At 32.8% G+C, this 20,111-nt stretch carries 10 protein-coding genes; 6 read left to right on the top strand and 4 right to left on the bottom strand.

Features of this window, described 5'->3' with window-relative positions; all coding sequences use genetic code 11:
* Positions 1-17: 17 nt before the first annotated feature.
* The 4 genes from ACNH59_RS04120 to ACNH59_RS04105 form a co-directional block, all read right to left on the bottom strand.
* Positions 18-3,122 (bottom strand): SusC/RagA family TonB-linked outer membrane protein, encoded by a 3,105-nt coding sequence (locus ACNH59_RS04120; RefSeq protein ID WP_418264165.1) that lies wholly within the window; start codon positions 3,120-3,122, stop codon positions 18-20.
* A gap of 18 nt (positions 3,123-3,140) precedes the next feature.
* A complete protein-coding gene (locus tag ACNH59_RS04115; protein ID WP_418264164.1) occupies positions 3,141-4,742 on the bottom strand; it encodes a glycoside hydrolase family 32 protein in 1,602 nt (533 codons plus the stop codon).
* Positions 4,705-6,069 (bottom strand): sugar porter family MFS transporter, encoded by a 1,365-nt coding sequence (locus ACNH59_RS04110; protein WP_418264163.1) that lies wholly within the window; start codon positions 6,067-6,069, stop codon positions 4,705-4,707. The genes ACNH59_RS04115 and ACNH59_RS04110 overlap by 38 nt, the downstream gene beginning before the upstream one ends.
* Positions 6,070-6,298: 229 nt before the next feature.
* Positions 6,299-9,034, bottom strand: coding sequence for a substrate-binding domain-containing protein (locus tag ACNH59_RS04105; protein ID WP_418264162.1), 2,736 nt, complete (start codon positions 9,032-9,034; stop codon positions 6,299-6,301).
* A 726-nt stretch (positions 9,035-9,760) separates the two neighbouring features.
* On the opposite strand from ACNH59_RS04105, the gene ACNH59_RS04100 reads away from it, so the two are divergent.
* The 6 genes from ACNH59_RS04100 to ACNH59_RS04075 all read left to right on the top strand — a co-directional run bounded on the left by ACNH59_RS04100 (position 9,761) and on the right by ACNH59_RS04075 (position 20,106).
* The gene (locus ACNH59_RS04100) at positions 9,761-11,035 is read left to right on the top strand and encodes a DUF4960 domain-containing protein (protein ID WP_418264161.1); all 1,275 of its coding nucleotides are present in this window, start codon (positions 9,761-9,763) and stop codon (positions 11,033-11,035) included.
* Positions 11,036-11,904: 869 nt separating this feature from the next.
* The gene (locus ACNH59_RS04095; RefSeq protein ID WP_418264160.1) at positions 11,905-12,987 is read left to right on the top strand and encodes a Fic family protein; all 1,083 of its coding nucleotides are present in this window, start codon (positions 11,905-11,907) and stop codon (positions 12,985-12,987) included.
* 594 nt (positions 12,988-13,581) lie between these two features.
* A complete protein-coding gene (locus ACNH59_RS04090) occupies positions 13,582-13,779 on the top strand; it encodes a zinc-dependent peptidase (RefSeq protein WP_418264159.1) in 198 nt (65 codons plus the stop codon).
* 198 nt (positions 13,780-13,977) lie between these two features.
* Positions 13,978-16,701, top strand: a complete 2,724-nt coding sequence (locus tag ACNH59_RS04085) for a substrate-binding domain-containing protein (RefSeq protein ID WP_418264158.1) — start codon at positions 13,978-13,980, stop codon at positions 16,699-16,701.
* A gap of 482 nt (positions 16,702-17,183) precedes the next feature.
* Positions 17,184-18,503 (top strand): sugar porter family MFS transporter, encoded by a 1,320-nt coding sequence (locus ACNH59_RS04080; RefSeq protein WP_418264157.1) that lies wholly within the window; start codon positions 17,184-17,186, stop codon positions 18,501-18,503.
* A 4-nt stretch (positions 18,504-18,507) separates the two neighbouring features.
* On the top strand, positions 18,508-20,106 hold the full coding sequence (locus tag ACNH59_RS04075) for a glycoside hydrolase family 32 protein (protein ID WP_418264156.1): 1,599 nt from the start codon (positions 18,508-18,510) through the stop codon (positions 20,104-20,106).
* Positions 20,107-20,111: the final 5 nt, after the last annotated feature.

Raw genomic sequence — 20,111 nt, 5'->3', positions numbered from 1 at the left:
TCGATTTAATTATTTTGTTAAAATGTAAGATTAAGACCAACTGTAAAAGTGGTTGGTTGTGGATATCCAAATCCAGGATTTTCTGGATCTACACCTGTAAAATCTTTAGCGTCAATGATTAATAAATTTTGTCCAGTGATATAAAATCTAAAGCTTTCTACGCTCATTCTCTTCAGTAAATCCTTTGGGAGACTATATCCAACTTGTACAACACGTAGCTTTAGATAGTTTCCATTTTCTACAAAATAGGTTGAAAATCTAGATTCTGCATTCTTGTCAATTGTTGTTAATGCAGGAATAGTAGAGTTTGGATTATCTAAAGACCAAGCATTTAATAAACGTGTTCCTTTGTTTGAACCCACATCGTCAACACTCCAAAAATCAGTTTGGAATTTAGTATTATTGATCACATCAACATTACTTGCTCCTTCCCAGAATGTGGTGAAGTCGAAATTTTTATATCCTAATCCTAAATTAATTCCATAAAGCAAACCAGGGTTTGGATTTCCTATCCACGTACGATCTTTATCTGTAATGACACCATCACCATTTAAATCTTTATAACGAATACGTCCAAGGCCTTTTCCATCTTGATCAGCCGAAAGATCTAATTCATCCTGATTTTTAAACAATCCATCAGCAACATAACCGTACATGGAGTTAATTGGGCGACCCAAAATATTATCTTCTAACCCATCACCACCATAATTGTTTTTCACCTCATCAGGCAATTGTGTAATTTTATTCTTATTACCTGAAACATTAGCTGAGATATCATATTTTAAACCAAATGATGTTTCATCGCGGTATCCTAAAGAAGCTTCCCATCCTTCATTTTCCATCGAGGCACCATTTACCCAACGACTGCCTCCTTCACCAATTACTCCTAAATATGGTGGTAAAACTAAAATGTCACTAGTTTTTTTGGTATAATAATCAACAGAACCACTCAGTTTTTGTTTGAAAAACCCAAAATCTAAACCAATATTAGTTTGAGTTGTAGTCTCCCATTTTAAATCATCGTTAGCTGATTGAGTCGCAATGAAACCTGATGGTAGTAAACCGTTTCCGTTACCTGCAATGTCGTAAGCAGTACCAAAAGAAGTTGCCCAAGTAGGATTTCCACCTGCATAACTTGCTAAATAAAGAGAATAAATAGCGGTATTACTGATTTCTTGATTTCCAGTTTGTCCCCATCCTGCTCTTAATTTTAAATCGGAGATAGCAGGCGCTTTGTCTTTGATGAAATTTTCATTGCTAATTCTCCATCCTGCAGAAACTGCAGGGAATGTTCCAAATTGATTATTTTTTCCAAATCGAGAAGAACCATCACGACGAATTGTAGCCGAAAGCAAGTAGCGATTATCAAATTCATAATCAGCTTTTCCAAAATACGACAGTAATGAATATGATGTTGAGGTTCCGCCTGTAAATGATTCTCCTGTTCCTGCATCAGGATACATATAATTAGGTGTTTCAATCAAAAAGTCATTTTTACGTAAGGCAGTATTGTCAAAATTATCATTATACATCTCTGTTCCTGCCATCAAATTCAAATTGCTTTTTCCAAATTTCAAACTGTAAATCGCAGTGTTTGTCCATGTCCATTTATCACTTACAGACTGATCTATAGTAACCGATGTTTGATTATTTTGTAAATAACCCGATTGATAACTTCTTTGTAAACTACGCTTTTTGAAAAAACCATAATCAATACCAAAACTTGTCTTGATATGTAAATTTTTAATCAGTTCTAAATCAGCATACATGTTTCCAAAAAGACGTAAATAATCATATTTATTGTCTTTATTATATTCCAAAAGTCGAACAGGGTTTTGTCTATCGTTCATTCCGCCAACAGGACCTCCCCAACCTTTTCCATCAACAGTACGCACTGGAATTATAGGTAATGCACGAAGAGCAGGGTCTAAAACACCTGGATCTGTAACTTCGTTAGTTCTGTTTAATGTAAAGTTTTCTCCAATGACTAATTTTCCGTCAAAATATTTATAGGAACCATTGATCCTAGCAGAGATTCTTTCAAAGTCTGTTGTTTTTACAACACCCTCATTTCCGTAATACCCCAATGAAAAAACATAACTTCCTTTCTCAGATGCATTCGAAACAGATAAATCATACGATTTAGCGATTCCAGTTTGTGAGATTTCATTATACCAATCCGTATTAGAAGATTTTAAAGTTTGATTAGGATCTAAATATTCTGGAACTAGAACAGTATTTAATTGTGGTTTATTATTAACCACTGACCAATCAAATTGATAACGCAAGTTGTTATTATTTGGATTTAATCCATCGTTAATATTTGCTTGCCATAAAGCTTTACCATATTGCTCTGAATTCAAAACATCGAGCTTTCTAGTATAATCAGAAAAAGAAGTATAGGCGTTGAAATTAATTCTCATTTTACCTGCTTTCCCTTTTTTAGTAGTGATTATTATAACTCCGTTAGATGCTCGAGAACCATAAATACTAGCTGATGAAGCATCCTTTAAAACTTGAATGGTTTCAATGTCATTTGGATTTAGTTCATGCATTCCAGATTTAGTAGGCATCCCATCAATTACGTAAAGCGGATCTGTATTGTTTAAAGTTCCCACTCCACGGATAACCACTTTTGTATTTCCACCGCTTGGTGAACCATCAGAAGAAACTTTAACCCCAGCAATTCTTCCTTGTAAAGCTTTAATAGGATTCGGCTCTGGTTGTTTCATCACATCCTTCATATCGACTACTGCAACAGCTCCTGTAATGTCGCTTTTCTTTTGTTTTGAGTATCCAGTAACGACTACTTCATTCAGCTTATTATCATCTACTTGTAATATTATATCGAATGTTTTTTGATTTTTTATCGAAATAGTTTTAGATGTAAACCCTATAAAAGACACTATAATAGTAGCGTTTGAATTTATTTTTTGAAAAGAAAACTTCCCATCAAAATCGGTTATTGTACTGGTATTGGTTCCTGAAATAAGCACCGTAGCGCCTGGAAGTGGCATTCCATCTTCGGATGAAATTACCGTTCCTTTAATTCCTGCTTCTTGAGCTGTTATGATCAGCATTGGAAAAAAGAAGAATAGAAAATAAATAATTTTATTTTTCATAGATTCGTATTTTTAGTTTTAGTTAATATTCAATTGGTTAATTTCTAGATTAGTCAGTTCCATTTCGCTATTAGAAGAAACAGAAAGAGCCGTAAATGGTTGGTTTGGAAAAAAGATCTCTGTGATTACTTTTTCGCCATCGTTATAAAAGATTTCTATGGATGTTTTGTCTAAAATGATTTTAAAAGAGGCTTCTTTTTGATTTCCATCTAAGATCGCTTTGGTCATCGTTGCAGCAAATTTTTCAGAAAAATCAATTTTACCTGATTTTGAACGATCCACAAATAAGTAACCGTCAGTATTATTTATCCCGAAACTCAAAGATTCTCCTATGTTATTTGACAGGGTAAAAGTGTAGCTGTCCTGTTTTAAATTTGTCATTTTAAAATTAACAATCGCTTTAGCTAAATCAATTTTTCCTTCCGAGACAAGAGAAAGTGTACCAGATCCTTTTAATAGTTTTACTTTACTGGTTTTAGTGATATAATTATTAATTTCTCTTACGGGGTTACTTTTTAAACTATAGTTATCTCCATTTTTAACTAACTTAATTTCACGAGCAATAGTATTGCTTCCTCGCCACCCCAATGTAGGTACTTGCTGCCCATAATCCCAATTTGACATCCAGCCAATAAACAATTTTCGACCATCAGCTTTCGGAATGTTGCTCCAAGTTACTCCCGCATAATTATCTTTCCCGTAATCCAACCAAATAGCTTTTTTCTCCGCTACTCTTTGAGAAAAATTAGTGTCCAAAGTAAAAGTAGTTCCGTCAAAATCACCAATGAAATATTGCGTTCCCGAACCACCATTGGCCCCACCAGGATTCAAACTTTGAATTAAAACCCATTTTGTTTCATTTGAACCCTCAACTTTCATCTGAAAAAAATCAGGACATTCCCATACACCTCCATGAGCACCGATATTTTTTCCAAAATCAGATAAATATTCCCAGTTTTTTAGATTTTTAGATTTGTAAAATTGTGCTTTATCCTGCGCAGCCAAAACCATTATCCACTGTTTATGGGTATCATCCCATGTCACTTTTGGGTCGCGGAAATCACGAATTCCTGGGTTTTTTATTACTGGATTTCCTGCTTCGAATTTTTCCCATGTAAAACCGTTGTCATTAGAATAGGCTAAATCTTGTTGTTCAATATCTAATTTGCCTTCTTTCTCTTTAGTCATATCGTGCAGAGTGTAAATCGCAATAATTGGATCAATTGCACCTTTTTTTAATCCTGAAGTATTGTTACTATCAACAACAGCACTTCCTGAGAAAATATATTTGTCTTTGTCTGGGTAAATAGCAATTGGTTTTTCTTCCCATTTGATCATGTCTTTACTAATGGCGTGTCCCCAATGCATCGGACCCCAAACATTCCCATCTGGATAATACTGATAAAACAAATGATAAATTCCGTTTGCGAAAAACATTCCGTTAGGATCGTTCATCCAACTTTTTTGAGGAGTAAAATGAAAATTAGGACGATACATTTGTTCCTCTGTTACTGTTGTAGTACTAGCCATTTGAGCAGTAGCCGAATAGGGCTTGCAGCCTACTATTGAAACGAATAAGACACTACAAAATGTCAGCGATAGGTGTTTCTTTAATTTCATTTTTATTTATATTTTTATTAGTTAATTTTTTACTCAATTCTTCTAGTGAAACTCCTTTTGTTTCTGGCATCATGAATAGTACAAACAGCAATTGAAAAACCATCATAATTGCAAAAAATAGAAACACGACAGCCGCACCTATAGTTGAAAACAAAATAGGAACTAAAGAAGGTACAACTGCTGCTAGTACCCAATGGACTGAGCTTCCAAAGGATTGTCCTGAGCCTCGTAAATGGTTGGGAAAAATTTCTGAAATAAATACCCATATTACAGTACCTTGTCCAATAGCATGGGCAGCAATGAACATAAAAAGAAATACAGGCATAAAGCTTCCTTCCCAACTAAAAAAGAAGGCTGCAGAAACCAAACTTAAAGAGATAATATAACCAAAAGAACAAATTAACATTAATTGCTTTCTACCTAATCGATCTATTAAAATCACACCTAATAATGTGAAAAGCATATTAGTCACTCCTATGCCAATACTACTTAACAAAGCAGTACTCTCTCCAAGACCTGCTTCTTCAAAAATTCTGGGAGCATAGTATAACAATGCATTAATACCCGATAATTGATTGAAAAAAGCAATACAAAACGCCAGAAGTAGTGGGAATCTATATTTCTTTAAAAAAATATTTTCGTTGGGCACTGTGTTTTCCATTTCATCCTTTATCTCTAACATGAGTTTTTCTGGATCTTGATCTGGACTGATTTTCTGAAGTACCTTTATTGCTTCCTTGTTTCTGAATTTGGTCAATAACCAACGGGGACTTTTTGGAATTGTAAATGCAATCAAAGTGTAAATAGCAGCAGGAAAGGCTTCTATTCCAATCATCCAACGCCAAGCATTCTCTCCTATGTTATTTAATAAGTAGTTTGACAAAAAGGCAATTAAAATCCCAAAAACAATATTAAATTGATACAGGCCTACTAGCTTACCTCTATCCTTAGCTGGGGCTATTTCTGAAATGTAAGCAGGTGCTGCTATTGTAGATGCTCCTACCCCTAAGCCTCCTATAAATCTAAAAAAGGCAAAAGTCCATGGGTCGTTCGCTAATCCTGAACCAATTGCTGATATCGTGTATAAAACACCAATTCCTATTAAGGTATTTTTACGCCCTATCTTATTAGTAGGGATCCCTCCAAAAAAAGCACCAATTACGGTGCCCCAAAGTGCCATTCCAATTACAACAATACCATGGAAGATATCCGAAGTACCCCATAATAATTGTAACTTTTTTTCAGCCCCCGATATCACTACTGTATCGAAACCAAATAAGAAACCTGCTAAAGCTGCAGTAATAGACCAAATTAATATTTTATTCATTGTACATGTATTAAAAACTTATGGCAAGTTATTCGTAAAAAAAACAACTTATTTTTAATGATGTTACAATTTAATTCAGTAATTATTGGTTTTTCGATACATGAGGGGTAAGCCCTTTATTTGCAAGGACTTTAGGGCATAGATTTTTAATTACGAATACCTTGAAGATTTGAAATTGTTACTCAAAGTTCGAAATTGTTACTTGAAATAGCTTCTATTAAAGATGGAGTTATATAGACGATTGGAATTTCTTAGGTGAAACGCCAAATTTATTCTTAAAAGCAGTAGAGAAATAGTTTGGAGAAGAGAATCCAAGTGAATAAGCAACCTCTGAAATATTCATCTCGTTAGTCTTTAAAAGCTCTGCTGCTTTCTCTAATTTTACGTTATTAATATGATCACTGATATTAATCCCTATAATTGCTTTTACTTTTCGATACAATTGAACTCTAGACACATTCATTTTGTCAGCCAAATCTTCAACCGAAAATTTAGGGTTTTCCACGTTCAATTTGATAATATCATTCATTTTTGTAATGAAAGATTGTTCCTGATTTCCAAAACCAGATTCGGGTTCAATTCGATAAATGTTATTGGTATAGTAGTAACGGAGTTTTTCTCTGTTGAAAAGTAAGCTTGAAATAGATTGTTTTAAAATAGAGAGACTAAAAGGTTTCGTGATATATTGATCCACGCCAATCTGTAATCCTTTCAAAACAGATTCTTTAGTACTTTGTGCGGTTAAAATTACAATAGGTATATGAGAAGAACGTAAATCCTTTTTCAAAGCAGTACTAATTTCAAAGCCGTCTTTGTCTACCAAATTAATATCACAAATAATCATATCTGGAACGATTTCGGTCGCTTTTTCGATAGCATCACTTCCATCAGAGGTATACACTACATACTCATTTGATAATTTTGAACTCAAAAAAGTAACTAAATCATTATTGTCTTCAATGATTAAAACAGAAAGTTTCTCTGATTCAGAAATGGAGTTTACTTGATGAAAATCAGATTCGACATCTAGATTATCGATTATTAGATTCGAACTTAATTCTTGATTCTCTTCGGTTTTGATTATTTCTGAAGATTCCAAATGACTGTTTCCTTTTAACAAAGTGATTACAAATTCACTACCGTGTTTTGATTTTAGTTCTATTTTTCCATGATGCAAATGCACAAATTCTTGTGACAAATGAAGTCCAATACCCGAACTGTTTTTGTTATTATTAGAAGCTCTAAAAAATGGATTAAAAACTTTAGATAATTCATTTTCAGGTATGCCTATTCCAGAATCTTTAAAACTTATTTTAACGGTATTATCTTGGCTTTCTACAATTGAAATATTTATTTTACCATTGTCAGGGGTGAATTTAAAGGCGTTAGAAAGCAGATTGAAATATACTTTATCCATCAAACTTCGATCAATAAACAACTCTAGGTTTTTGTTTTTACAACTAAGTTGAAATTCAATATTTCGGCGTGTAGCTTCACTTTTAAAATTAGTCATCACTTCATTTGTAAAATCAAAGATTTTAGTATTTGAAGCTCTTAAAACAAATTTTTGTTCCTCCATTTTTCTAAAATCTAACAATTGATTCATTAATCGCAATAATCGATAGGAGTTTTTGTGAATCAATTTAACCTCATCTATAAGTTTTGTTCCTTTAATAGCATCTGCTTCAATTAAAGATTCGGTATAACTCATAATCAATGTGAGTGGCGTTTTAAACTCGTGTGAAAGTCCCGTAAAAAAATTTAGTCGAATCTCGTTACTCTGTTTTAAATCCTCCGCAAATTTTTCTATTTCATTTCTTTGGCTAATAACCTTCTCATTTGTTTTTTCAAGTTCTTTCTTTTTTCTACTTATTATGATGCGCGAATAGATACTGTGGACTGCAAACAGAAATAGCAGGATACTCAAAGTAATTGAAATCTTTAAAAGATTTCTTTGACTACTATATCTTTCTAATTGATCCTTAATAAAATTTTGTTGGTTTTCAATATCGGATTGCTGTAATGATATTTTATCAAATTGACTACTCATGATTTCAGCATTTAGAGTATCAATTAATGTCGTATTAAGTTTGTTGTTTTTTGGAACTATTTCTTTGTTATTTATCCTTAAAGCTAACTTAATTGCCTCAGCTCCACCTGTTGGGTACAATATTGTACTAGTCAAAACGCCTTCTTTAACATACTGCAAACCTCCATTTGGACCATTAAGACCATCTACTCCAATAAATTTTATTTTATTGTTGGGATTTTTCTTTTTAGAAATTTTCCATGCATTATATGCTATAAGGTCATTGAAAGCAAATACATAATCGATATTGGGTAAACTATCTAAAATTTTTACATACTTACTGTCTCTTGAGTTAAAATCATCTGCATCAATACTTATTAGATGTATGTCAGGATATTGATCTATAATTTGTTTAAAACCCAAACTTCTTTCGGTGCCAGGAGAGGTGACAGATTCACTTCTAATTTCAATAACAGTAGCCCGACCTTGGGACAATGAAGCTATTTGCTTGCCAGCAATCTTTCCTACCTCGACATTATCAGCACCTACAAATGCAGTATAATTTAAGGTATTTACTTTTCTGTCTACAATAATTACAGGGATTCCCTTCCGATTGGCTTTTTCAATTACTGGAATAATTGAATCTGACTCATAAGGTGCAATTATTATTACATCCATATTTTGCTCAATCATTTTTTCAATATCTTCGATCTGTTTTTTTACATTTCGATCAGCATTATATATCGTCAACTGTACACCAGGATGCAGTGATGCTTCAACTTTCATTGCATGATCCATCGAACTTCTCCACAAATCATTTTTTATAATTTGTGAAAAACCAATAGATATCGATTCTTCATTTTTATTAATTGAATCACATGAATTTAGGAAATAACCAAAAGTTACTATGATTATGATTATATATATTCTTGACATAAGTTTTCAATAATTTTAGAAATGATAATAATAAATTATTTTTTAGATTTTAATCTAAACGGAACGATTTACTAGTTAACCCTTGTAGTGGTGGTTATTTATAAATAAAAATTATCATTAAGGAATTCTAATGATAATCACAAATATATAGAAAATACAGATTATTAATCTATATCATGTTTTTTTATAATTTATAGGCATAGAAAGTAGCTTTTTACGAGCTATAGGTTTGTTTTTTGTAAGGCTTCGATTTCGATAAATAGGTATCGCTTTGTTATTCATTGAATGATTTTATTAAATATTAATGTAATTCAGAATCGTATAAAATTCCTAAAGGAATAGTTGTCCATTTAGACATTCTAATTGAAGATCTAAGGGGGTTTGAAAAAATCAAGGATTTGAATACTCTATTTCACTAGACTGTTCTGTTACTTAATTAAAGGTAAGGTAACAAAATCATACTTTTTCACAATATTTTTCATATTATAAATACCGTAAATTACTGTTATTTAGATAGTTGAGCGTTATGTGTAGGGTGAAAAATTAAATCGTTACATAGTATAAACTACATAATTGTTATTGAATTTAAATTTATAAAACACAATTGAATTGAAAATAAATTACGCTAAAGCATAGTTTTTCACTGGTTTGAAAAAGATGGTAGTGTTATAAAACAATTCAAAAATGGATATTGAAATTATAAATTTTAACTAAACTACAATGATTATGAAGAAAATTACTAAAAAATTAATGCTTTTATCACTCCTAATGTTGTCCTGCTTGAGTTTTGGACAGAAAAAAATCGCTTTTATAGGACAAGCAGGAACCTATAACGATGACCTATCTGGTTCTGGTGTTGAATTCTTACCTGAAGGAGATACAGCAGCTGCCATTTGGTTCATGGAAGATTTTGGAGTTAACACCCCTAATGTAACTGTGAATTATTTTTCTTTTGAAGATGTCGCGGCTGGTGCCGATATTTCTGTATACGATGTTCTTTGGATACAATATGACTCAGAAACATATACAGGTCGGTTAAAAGATTTTCCGCGTAGTGCACCAGAAGGGGATGGTACCAAACACAGTATGTTAAAAGAGACTGGATTTGCGTGGGCAAGAGACCCTGCAACTGATGATCCATTAGAAGAGGCATTTATTCTAGCGATTAAGAATTATTATATGTCTGGAGGTAAATTGCTTTTGGGTAATTATGCTGGTTTTGGATTAGAACCTTTCGGAGTTATAAATTCAACTTACACAAATCCTTGGGAATATAAGCCTAACCAAGATTTTGGTGATGTAAGTGTTAATCCAGCCATCACAGCTGAAGCCTGGGGTAATTGGTGGAGATCCGATGTAAGTAGTCCTTTAATTTCTGGAATAACAACTTCGTCAAACAATTGTAATTTGTCACTTCCTTTTATAGAGTTTCTTGCTTCAGGTAGTGAGAAAAAAAATAGAGTGATCCAATATAATTTGGATTTTGGACGAATTGCTAATGATAACCCTACTGCAACTTTATCTGAGAAAAAAACCATTTTAGAAGATCTTTTACAAGCCGAAATTTTGATTGAAAATTGTGGTGGTAATGAAATTCAAGGCTTGAAATTTAATCCAACAGGATTTAATGCTGGTAAAGGGACTGTTATTTTTTACGGTGCGGGTACTTATGATTGGTATGTAGGTGCTAGTGGTGGAAATGACAATGTTAAAAAACTAACTAAAAACACCTTGTTATATCTAGCAGGAACCACTTTGTCGATTGATTCTGTTACAGGGCCATTAAAAGTTTCTTTCTATCCAAATCCTGTACAATCTACATTGCAGATACAATATGAAGGAGATTTGAAAACCAGTATTTATGATCTAAATGGAAAGAAAGTATTAGATACAGAATTAAAAAGTATTGACATGAGTAACATAATAGATGGAACTTATATTGTAAAATCATTAGATATTAAAACGAATCAAACAAATAGTTTTAAAATAATTAAAAGATAAATAATTGTTTAATTTTGATAGTTTTGAACAATATTTAAATTGGTTGTTTAACTTGAAGCATGCTCTACAAAGGGCATGCTTTTTTATTGATTTATTTGTCTTACTTGAAATTAAAGATTTAAAATAAAAGAGCGAATGTGCAAAAATCACGGGCAATCCTTTAGCTTTGTAAAAAGTAATATCTCCGATAGTCCCTTTCAATTTAATTATGCCTTTTTGCCTTGCCATAGTTCCTAAATTTTAGATTAATAATTCCTCTAAATCATCATCCTGTTGCAACATTTCTGAATTGATTTCAAAGCAAAGATTAAGAGAATTATAAGGCAAAAATTATAGTCTTATACCATATGTCTTTTAATGACATAAATGAGCTTGTAATGCCTCTGTTTAACGAAAAGATTTATTTCATAAATTTATTGGACCAATGATAGTCGTGAATATTTCAAGTATAGTAAAGCAGTATCAAAGCCTAAGATAGAGTATGAAAAAGAATGTAAAAGGTTGTGTATTTGCACCAAAGACGTACAGCGCATAACAGGGAAAAGTTATCGTCAAAGTGCTAGATTATTGCAGAAACTAAAACAGGACTGTAATAAGGACAAAAACAGTCTTGTAAGCGTGGAGGAGTTCTGCGATTATACTGGTTTGATATACGAACATGTAGAGCCTTATATTGTAAGTTAGAAGTACTTTCTGTATGGTAAAACTAGTTCATTATTTGTGAAGTTTATTACCTTTAAAATTATAGTTTATGCGGTGATTAATTACTCTAATCACCGTAATATTGCGGTGATTAGAGTAATTAATCACCGCAAGAAGTTGGAGCTGTAGTGATTATGTCTTATATTTACCGCAAATAAGCGGTGATTATGTACATACACGAACAGAAAAACTGGCCTACTTTTACTTGGGATGCTGATGCAATCAGTGCAATACTTGGCGCTGTTCGTCATCGTCAAGGACGAGTTTTAGGTCAAATGCAAACACTTGGATTCCAAATACAGGAAGAAACGATGCTTAAGGCATTGACTATGGATGTGACTAAATCAAGTGAGATAGAAGGGGAACTCTTAAATCCAGAACAAGTACGTTCTTCAATCGCAAGACGTTTAGGTATCGAAATTGCTGGAGCAATAACAGCCGATCGGGATGTAGAAGGAGTCGTAGAAATGATGCTTGACGCAACACAACGTTTTGATGTTCCCTTGACTGCCGATAGATTGTTTGACTGGCATGCTGCCTTATTCCCTACAGGACGAAGCGGTATGTATAAGATAAAAACCGCCGCTTGGCGTGATGATGTGATGCAGGTAACTTCTGGGCCTATAGGCAAAGAAACAATACATTTTGAAGCACCCATTGCCTCAAAAGTACCAGGAGAAATGGCTGAGTTCTTAAAATGGATAGAGCAGCAACAAGATCTAGATCCAGTAATCAAAGCGGGAATTGCTCATTTGTGGTTTGTTACCATACACCCTTTTGATGACGGTAATGGTCGAATAGCACGTGCTATTACTGATATGTTGCTAGCTCGAGCTGATAAAAGCTCGCAACGATTTTATTCTATGTCGGCACAGATACAAGCCGAACGCAATAAGTATTATGATATATTGGAAAGTACTCAAAAAGGCAAGCTTGATATTACTTCATGGCTCGTATGGTTTTTAGATTGCCTGATGCGTGCTATGGATCAAACGGATGAAACTATTGCAAAAACGATTGCTCGATCTCAATTTTGGGAAAATCAGAAGGAAACAGAGTTTAATTTGCGACAACGAAAAATACTGGAAATGCTATTAGATGATTTCTTCGGAAACTTAAATGTTTCCAAATATGCAAAAATAACCAAAACATCAACTGATACAGCACTGCGTGATTTGCAAAACCTTGTCCAAAAAAATATTTTGGAACAAGTAGGCAGTGGTAGAAGTACTGCGTATAGGCTAAAATAAATATTCACGATTATTACCAGGAATCTTTATCAAAATTCAGCGGATGGTATAGAATAATTCTTTAATTATACTGGTTTGATATATGAACATGTTAAACCTTCTATTGGTTAAGAAAATTATAGTAACCCAGTTGAAATTTGAATAAGTAATATTAGGGACTATTGCTAAAAAATCGTATTTTAGTAGTATTCAATTGCAACTTGCAAATTGAACCAAAATTAATAGTGCACTTTGATTGAAGAATCTGTAAAGCATTGTAAATACTGGGTTATACAGAGGGATGCAAATCCCTTCCTCTCTGCTAAAGCTTATGTAAAGTAAGATAAACCTCCTGAAAATGTATATTTTTTTGTTTTCTATGACTTAGTTTCCAATTATTTAATCAAACATTTTGGGAATGACTGTAACGTAATGGCTGAAACTCACCTGAGTAGATATGATCATTTCATAGATAACATATCTGTTAACAGTCTAACAGCCAGTTTATTAGCAATTTAAGTCGAAAAAGCCTACGGCAATCGAAAACATTATAACTACCCAGGATGAATTTGTTGAGGTAATAAATTATTTTAATGACGAAGTAAAACTGTTGATGTGAATTCAAAACGCTACTTCCAATTGTATGCCTATAGTAATCCATTTGAATTTTTAGCAGTCATATTAGAGCATTTTTTTGAAACGCCTCAAATGTTTAAAAAACAACATCCTGAACTTTTTGCTTCAGTTTCTAGAATGATTAATACAGGCGAAAAGTATTTTAGCTATGTAAAGATTGTTTTTGTAATGAGTTGATATAGGCTCTTTTTAGAATTAAATTTTACAGTTATTTTTTAAATGCAAACTATGTATTGATTATAAATAAAACTATATTTGTATGACTACTTCAAGATAAACATATGGATTTACGAGTGTTTCCTTTCCTGTTTTTGAACTGCTAAGTTTTTAAATCGCTCGATTAATCCATTTTTTTACAACTAACCAAACTATTAGATGACTAGAAAATATTGGTATATAATACTGCTTTTTTTGGGGGCTTTTTTGTACTCCTGTAAATCTAACGATGAAGATAAAATCACTATAGGATTTTCTCAAAGTGTGGGGAATGATTTATGGCGTTTGTCAATGAATCACTCGATGCAAGTTGAAGCGGCACTTCATCCAAATGTAGATTTAACCATTTATAATGCACATCAACATGCGAAACAACAGATTCTTGATATTCAAAAATTTATAGATAAAAAAGTTGATGTCATAATAGTTTCTCCATTTGAAGGAGACTCGATTGTTCCTGTTATTGAAAAAGCTACTAATCTAGGGATTCCCGTTATATTAATTGATAGAAAAGCAAATACCTCTAATTATACTACTTATTTAGGTGCTGATAATAGAGAGGTGGGACAGTTGGCAGGAAAACAAATTGTGTCTTTGTCAAAAGGTGTTGGAACTGTTGTAGAGATAAATGGTGATTATACCACTTCTCCTGGTATAGAAAGAAGTGAAGGTTTTAACAATTTTGTTCGTGACTATCCTCGAATTAAAGTGCATACTATTAGCTCAGATAATTATGGGTATCCAAAGCCCGATTTTGAGAGAGTATTAGATACTTTGAAAAATATAGATTATGTATTTTGTTTTAATGACGTCATTGCATACAACGCATGGAAAATAGTCAATAAAAGAAAAGAACATAGAAATAAAATAAAATTTATTGGTGTCGATGGTTTAAATGGTCCTCTTGGAGGAATTCAATTGGTCAAAGACGGTATTTTGAATTCGACGATATTGTATCCTACTGGAGGAAGCGAAGCCATTAAGTTAGCACTGAAAATTATAAATAAGGAGATAGTTCCAAAAAATAATAAGTTGAATACGATATTGATTGATTCGCTGAACGCGGATATTATGAGCAATCAATTGGATAAGATAACGATTCAGCAATCCAGTATTGAACAACAACAATCCATTATTAAAAATCGTGAACAAGAGTATGCTACCCAAAGTAATTTGGTTAAGATTTTAATCTTTTTAAGTGTACTTGCAATTTGCTTGGCCGCTTATAGTATTTATTCTAAAATAGCCATAAGCCGTAAAAAAAGAGAATTAGAAATTAACAATAGAAAAATAAAATACCAGCGCAACGAAATCAAGAAGTATTCTCAAGAGTTAAAAGAAAGTAATGAAGCTCGTTTAAGTTTTTTTATGGGGTTATCGCATGAATTTAAAACGCCGCTGACATTGATTTTAAGTTCTGTTGAGTCTTTAGCAAATGATTATAAGGATAAGGGGATAGCAGTCAACAAGGAAATCAGTTTAATGTATAATAATTCTAAAAGATTATTGCGACTCATTAATCAGTTGTTAGACTATAGAAAAGCAGAAGAGAAAAAGTTTGAGTTAAAAGCATCCAAAACCAATATTTTAGATTTTTCTAATGCAATAGTTAAAGATTTTGAGAAGGAAATAATGAAAAAGAAAATAGACTTTTCATTAGAAACCAATAATCCAGAGCTTGAAGTGTACATTGACCGTAATTTGATGGATAAAGTATATTTCAATTTGCTGTCAAATGCTTTAAAATTTACTCCAGAGAATGGTAAAATTTCAATAGCTATTAAAGAAGATACAACCAATAATGAGGTTAAATTGATTTTCAAAGATTCTGGAATTGGGATTCCGGAGCATGAATTAAAGAATGTTTTTATAGCTTTTTTCCAAGGTTCTAATAATTATCGAAACAGTTCTGGAATTGGACTTCATTTGTCCAAAAACTTTATTGATTTACATAAAGGAAGTATTGAAGTGCATTCTAAGCACGGAACGGAGTTTGTTATCAGCTTACCGTTAGGGAAAGAGCATCTGGAGGCTAAGAATATAATTGACGTACCTGTTTTTGAACATGTCAATGAAATGGATTATTTAGAAGCCGAAGTCTTTCAATTGAGTGAGCCAACTAACGCTGATGATAAATATTCCATTTTGTATATCGAAGACAATCTAGAATTACTTGATTTCATGAGTCAAAAACTTTCAGTTGAATATATGATTCATAGCTCTGATGGTACTGACGCTATTGAAAAAGTAATCGACATCATTCCTGATATTGTAATTTGTGATTTGAATTTACCTGGGAAAAATGGTTTTGAAATTTGTCAATTAATAAAGAAAGATTTGAGGACTTCTCACATTCCTGTAATTATTTTAACTGCAACAGATAATCAAGAAGCTTATTTAAGTGCCTTAGAAAGTGGTGCGGATATCTTTTTGACCAAGCCTTTTAGTTTGAAAGTGCTGGTTCAGTCTATCAAGGGGCTGTTGTTTAATCGTGAAAAGTTGCGTTTTTATTATTCGAATAATATCGACAAAATTGTCAATAATGAAGAAAAGAACTTTGGTTCTCCTGAACAAGATTTTCTAAGAAAACTTAATGGATTGATAGAATCCAATCTTGATAACTCGGTTTATACCGTTGAGGATTTAGCCAATGATTTAAGTATTTCAAGGGTGCAACTGTATCGCAAGGTCAAAGCGATTTTAGGGATTAGCGTGAGTGATCATATCAATAATATTCGATTAGATAAGGCAAAAGACTTGATAGTAAGTTCTAATATGAATATTTCGGAGATTGCTTATGCTGTTGGCTATTCGTCGCCAAATTATTTCTCTACTATCTTCAAAAACAAATTTGGTGTCTCTCCTAAAGAATTTAAAAGTTAAATAGCAGTTAGGGTATTGTCTTAATTATGCTTTTTTACATAATCATCGAAAACTTAGAAGCAAGTATGGTTTACTTTATGAAGTAATTCCTTTATATCATATAATAATACAAATGAAACCATCTCTACAGGATGGTTTTTTTGTTTTTATGCTTTAATGTCAGGCTTAGAAATTGTTAATTTTTTCGATTCAATTTTTATTTTTTGCCAAAATAACTTCAAAATGCTCTAAGAAATGTGCCGTTGTTCTTTTAACTCCAAAAAATGGCAAATAGGAGTGTAACATGATTGTAATTCATGTAACATAAGTGTATCTACAACGAAATAGTATAAGTGGTTAATTTTACAAACCCTCTTGGTTTTAAGGGGGTTGCGTGCCATTTTATGTTTTTATTAACGTTGTTGAAGTGATTTGTAACATCTGTAAAATAAGGCGCTTTTTTTTACACATAACTTAGCAATTCAATAAAATAAAAACACATAATGGAAAAAATATTCGTTTGGGCGTTGATAGCTTCATTAGCAGGATTCCTTTTTGGTTTCGATACAGTAGTGATTTCTGGCGCTGATAAAAAGCTACAAGAAATATGGAACTCTTCTGATGCATTTCACGGAACAGTAGTAATGGGAATGGCATTGTGGGGGACAGTATTAGGTGCCATATTTGGCGGGATTCCTACTAATGTATTAGGTAGAAAGAAAACCTTACTATGGATTGGTATTTTGTTCATGGTTTCAGCAATAGGTTCAGCCTTAGCAAATGATCCAATAGTGTTTGCAGTTTTTAGATTTATAGGAGGTCTTGGAGTAGGAGCTTCTACAATTGCGGCACCAAATTATATTTCTGAAATAGCACCCGCTAAAGACAGAGGGAAGTTGGTTGCTTTTTATCAATTCAATATTGTATTTGGAATTTTAGTTGCCTTTCTGTCGAACTATCTTTTAAAAGATGTTGGTGAAAATGCTTGGAGATGGATGATGGGTGTCGAAGCTTTTCCTTCTATTATATATGTGTTGCTTGTTTTGTTTATTCCAAAAAGTCCAAGATGGTTATTATCCAAATTCAAAAATGAGGAAGCTAGAAAAGTCTTGGTGATGATGGGACAAGAAGCAGATTATGAGAAAATGAAAAAAGAAATTGAGGAAGATAATGACAATGCTGCACTTGCAAATGACAATATCTTTTTGAAGAAATACAGGACTCCATTGATATTGGCTTTTTTAATGGCGTTTTTCAATCAATTATCAGGTATTAATGCTTTTTTATATTATTCGAGTAGAATCTTTCAAGAAGCAGGTTTGGGTGAAAGTACCGCTTTGTTAAGTAGTATCGGTATTGGTGTGGTGAATCTAATTTTTACATTACTAGGGGTTTTCTTGATTGATAAATTGGGCCGTAAAGTTTTGATGTACATTGGTTCGGTTGGGTATATAATTTCACTTACACTAGTTGCTATGGCTTTCTTCTTTCATTGGGAAGGAATGGCAGTACCAATGTTTTTATTCCTCTTTATCGCTGCCCACGCTATTGGTCAAGGAGCTGTAATTTGGGTATTTATTTCAGAAATTTTCCCCAATCATCTTAGAGCGTCTGGACAATCCTTCGGGAGTACCACACACTGGGTTTTGGCCGCGATTATACCATCATTAATTCCGTATTTATTTTCAACCGTTGGAGCAGGAGTCGTGTTTTTGTTCTTTGCAGTGATGATGGTCTTTCAATTATTGTTTGTGGCATTTATGATGCCAGAGACAAAAGGAATTTCACTAGAGGAATTAAGTAAAAAATTAACTAAAGAGTAAGCATATGAAAAATGTATTAAAAAAAGAGCCGCTCAGATTGCTGTTTTGCGTATTAACAGTCAGCCTTTTATTTGGTTGTAAAGATTCATCAACCCAAGATAAAGGAGACTATACGGAAGCAGAATTGTATCGCCCTAATTTTCATTTTACTCCAGCAAAAGGGTGGATGAATGACCCCAATGGGATGTTTTATTACAATGGCTATTATCATTTGTTTTTTCAATATTATCCAGATGATAATGTATGGGGGCCAATGCACTGGGGGCACGCCATTAGTACAGATATGATTAGTTGGACAGAAAAACCTATTGCAATTTATCCCGATGAGAAAGGATATATTTTCTCAGGAAGTGCAGTTGTAGATATTAATAACACCTCAGGTTTTGGAAGTTTGAAAAACCCTCCAATTATTGCAATGTTTACCTATCACGATATGGATAAAGAAAAAGCGGGTGAAACCAAATATCAATCACAAGCGATTGCTTACTCATTAGATGAAGGAATGACTTGGACCAAATATGAAGCTAATCCAGTTATTGAAAATCCAAACATCAAAGATTTTAGAGATCCAAAAATGACTTGGGATGCCATTCATAAACAATGGTTGATGGTGTTAGCTGCAGGAGATAGAACTATGTTTTATACTTCAAAAAATCTAAAAGAATGGACGCTTCAGTCTGATTTCGGGTCTGATATTGGTGCTCATGGTGGCGTTTGGGAATGTCCAGATTTTTTTCCAATGCCGGTTGAAGGTACCGATGAGTATAAATGGGTACTTCTTTTGAGTATCAATCCAGGTGGACCAAATGGTGGTTCGGCTACGCAATATTTCGTTGGAGATTTTGACGGAAAGAAATTTAAACTAGACGAATCTTTTACTGAAGATATTAAAGGGGATAAAGGAGTTTGGATTGACTACGGAAGAGATAATTATGCTGGTGTGACCTTTTCAAATATATCAGAGGTTGATGGAAGAAAATTATTTATCGGTTGGATGTCAAACTGGAATTACGCTCAAAAAGTCCCTACAGAAACTTGGAGAAGCAGTATGACTATCGCGAGAGAATTAGTACTGGTAAAAGATAAAGGACATTATAGTGTCAGTTCAAGACCGGTAAAAGAACTGCAAAATTATGTTGCTAAAACCATTAAAAAAGAAGCACTAAAAATTGATAAAGAGACTATAATCATCGATAAATCCTTAGTGAATTTAGCAAGTATGGATATTCGATTTACGTTGAAAAATTTAAAGGATGATACGTATACTTTCTCACTTTCAAATGATTCGAAGAATACCATAAAGTTTGGGATTAATAAAAAGGATAAATACTTTTTTATTGATAGGACTAAGTCAGGAAATCTTGGTTTTTCTGATTTGTTTGCCAACGTAATTTCAAAAGCTCCAATTACTGAAGATTTTAATTCAATTGATGTGCGTGTTATAGTAGATAAAACTTCAATAGAAATATTTTACAATAATGGAAAAACAGTAATGACGGAAACATTTTTTCCTGAAAAACCAATGGAAACATTTTCAGTTTCAAAAGCCAAAACTGAATTTGTTGTTGATAAATTAATAATTAACCAATTAAATTTTAACTAAACTAT

It is taken from the genome of Flavobacterium faecale (assembly GCF_048320115.1).
Lineage (GTDB): Bacteria > Bacteroidota > Bacteroidia > Flavobacteriales > Flavobacteriaceae > Flavobacterium > Flavobacterium faecale_A.
The sequence above is the reverse complement of the archived record's forward strand: the minus strand, read 5'-3'. Positions and strand labels throughout refer to the sequence as shown.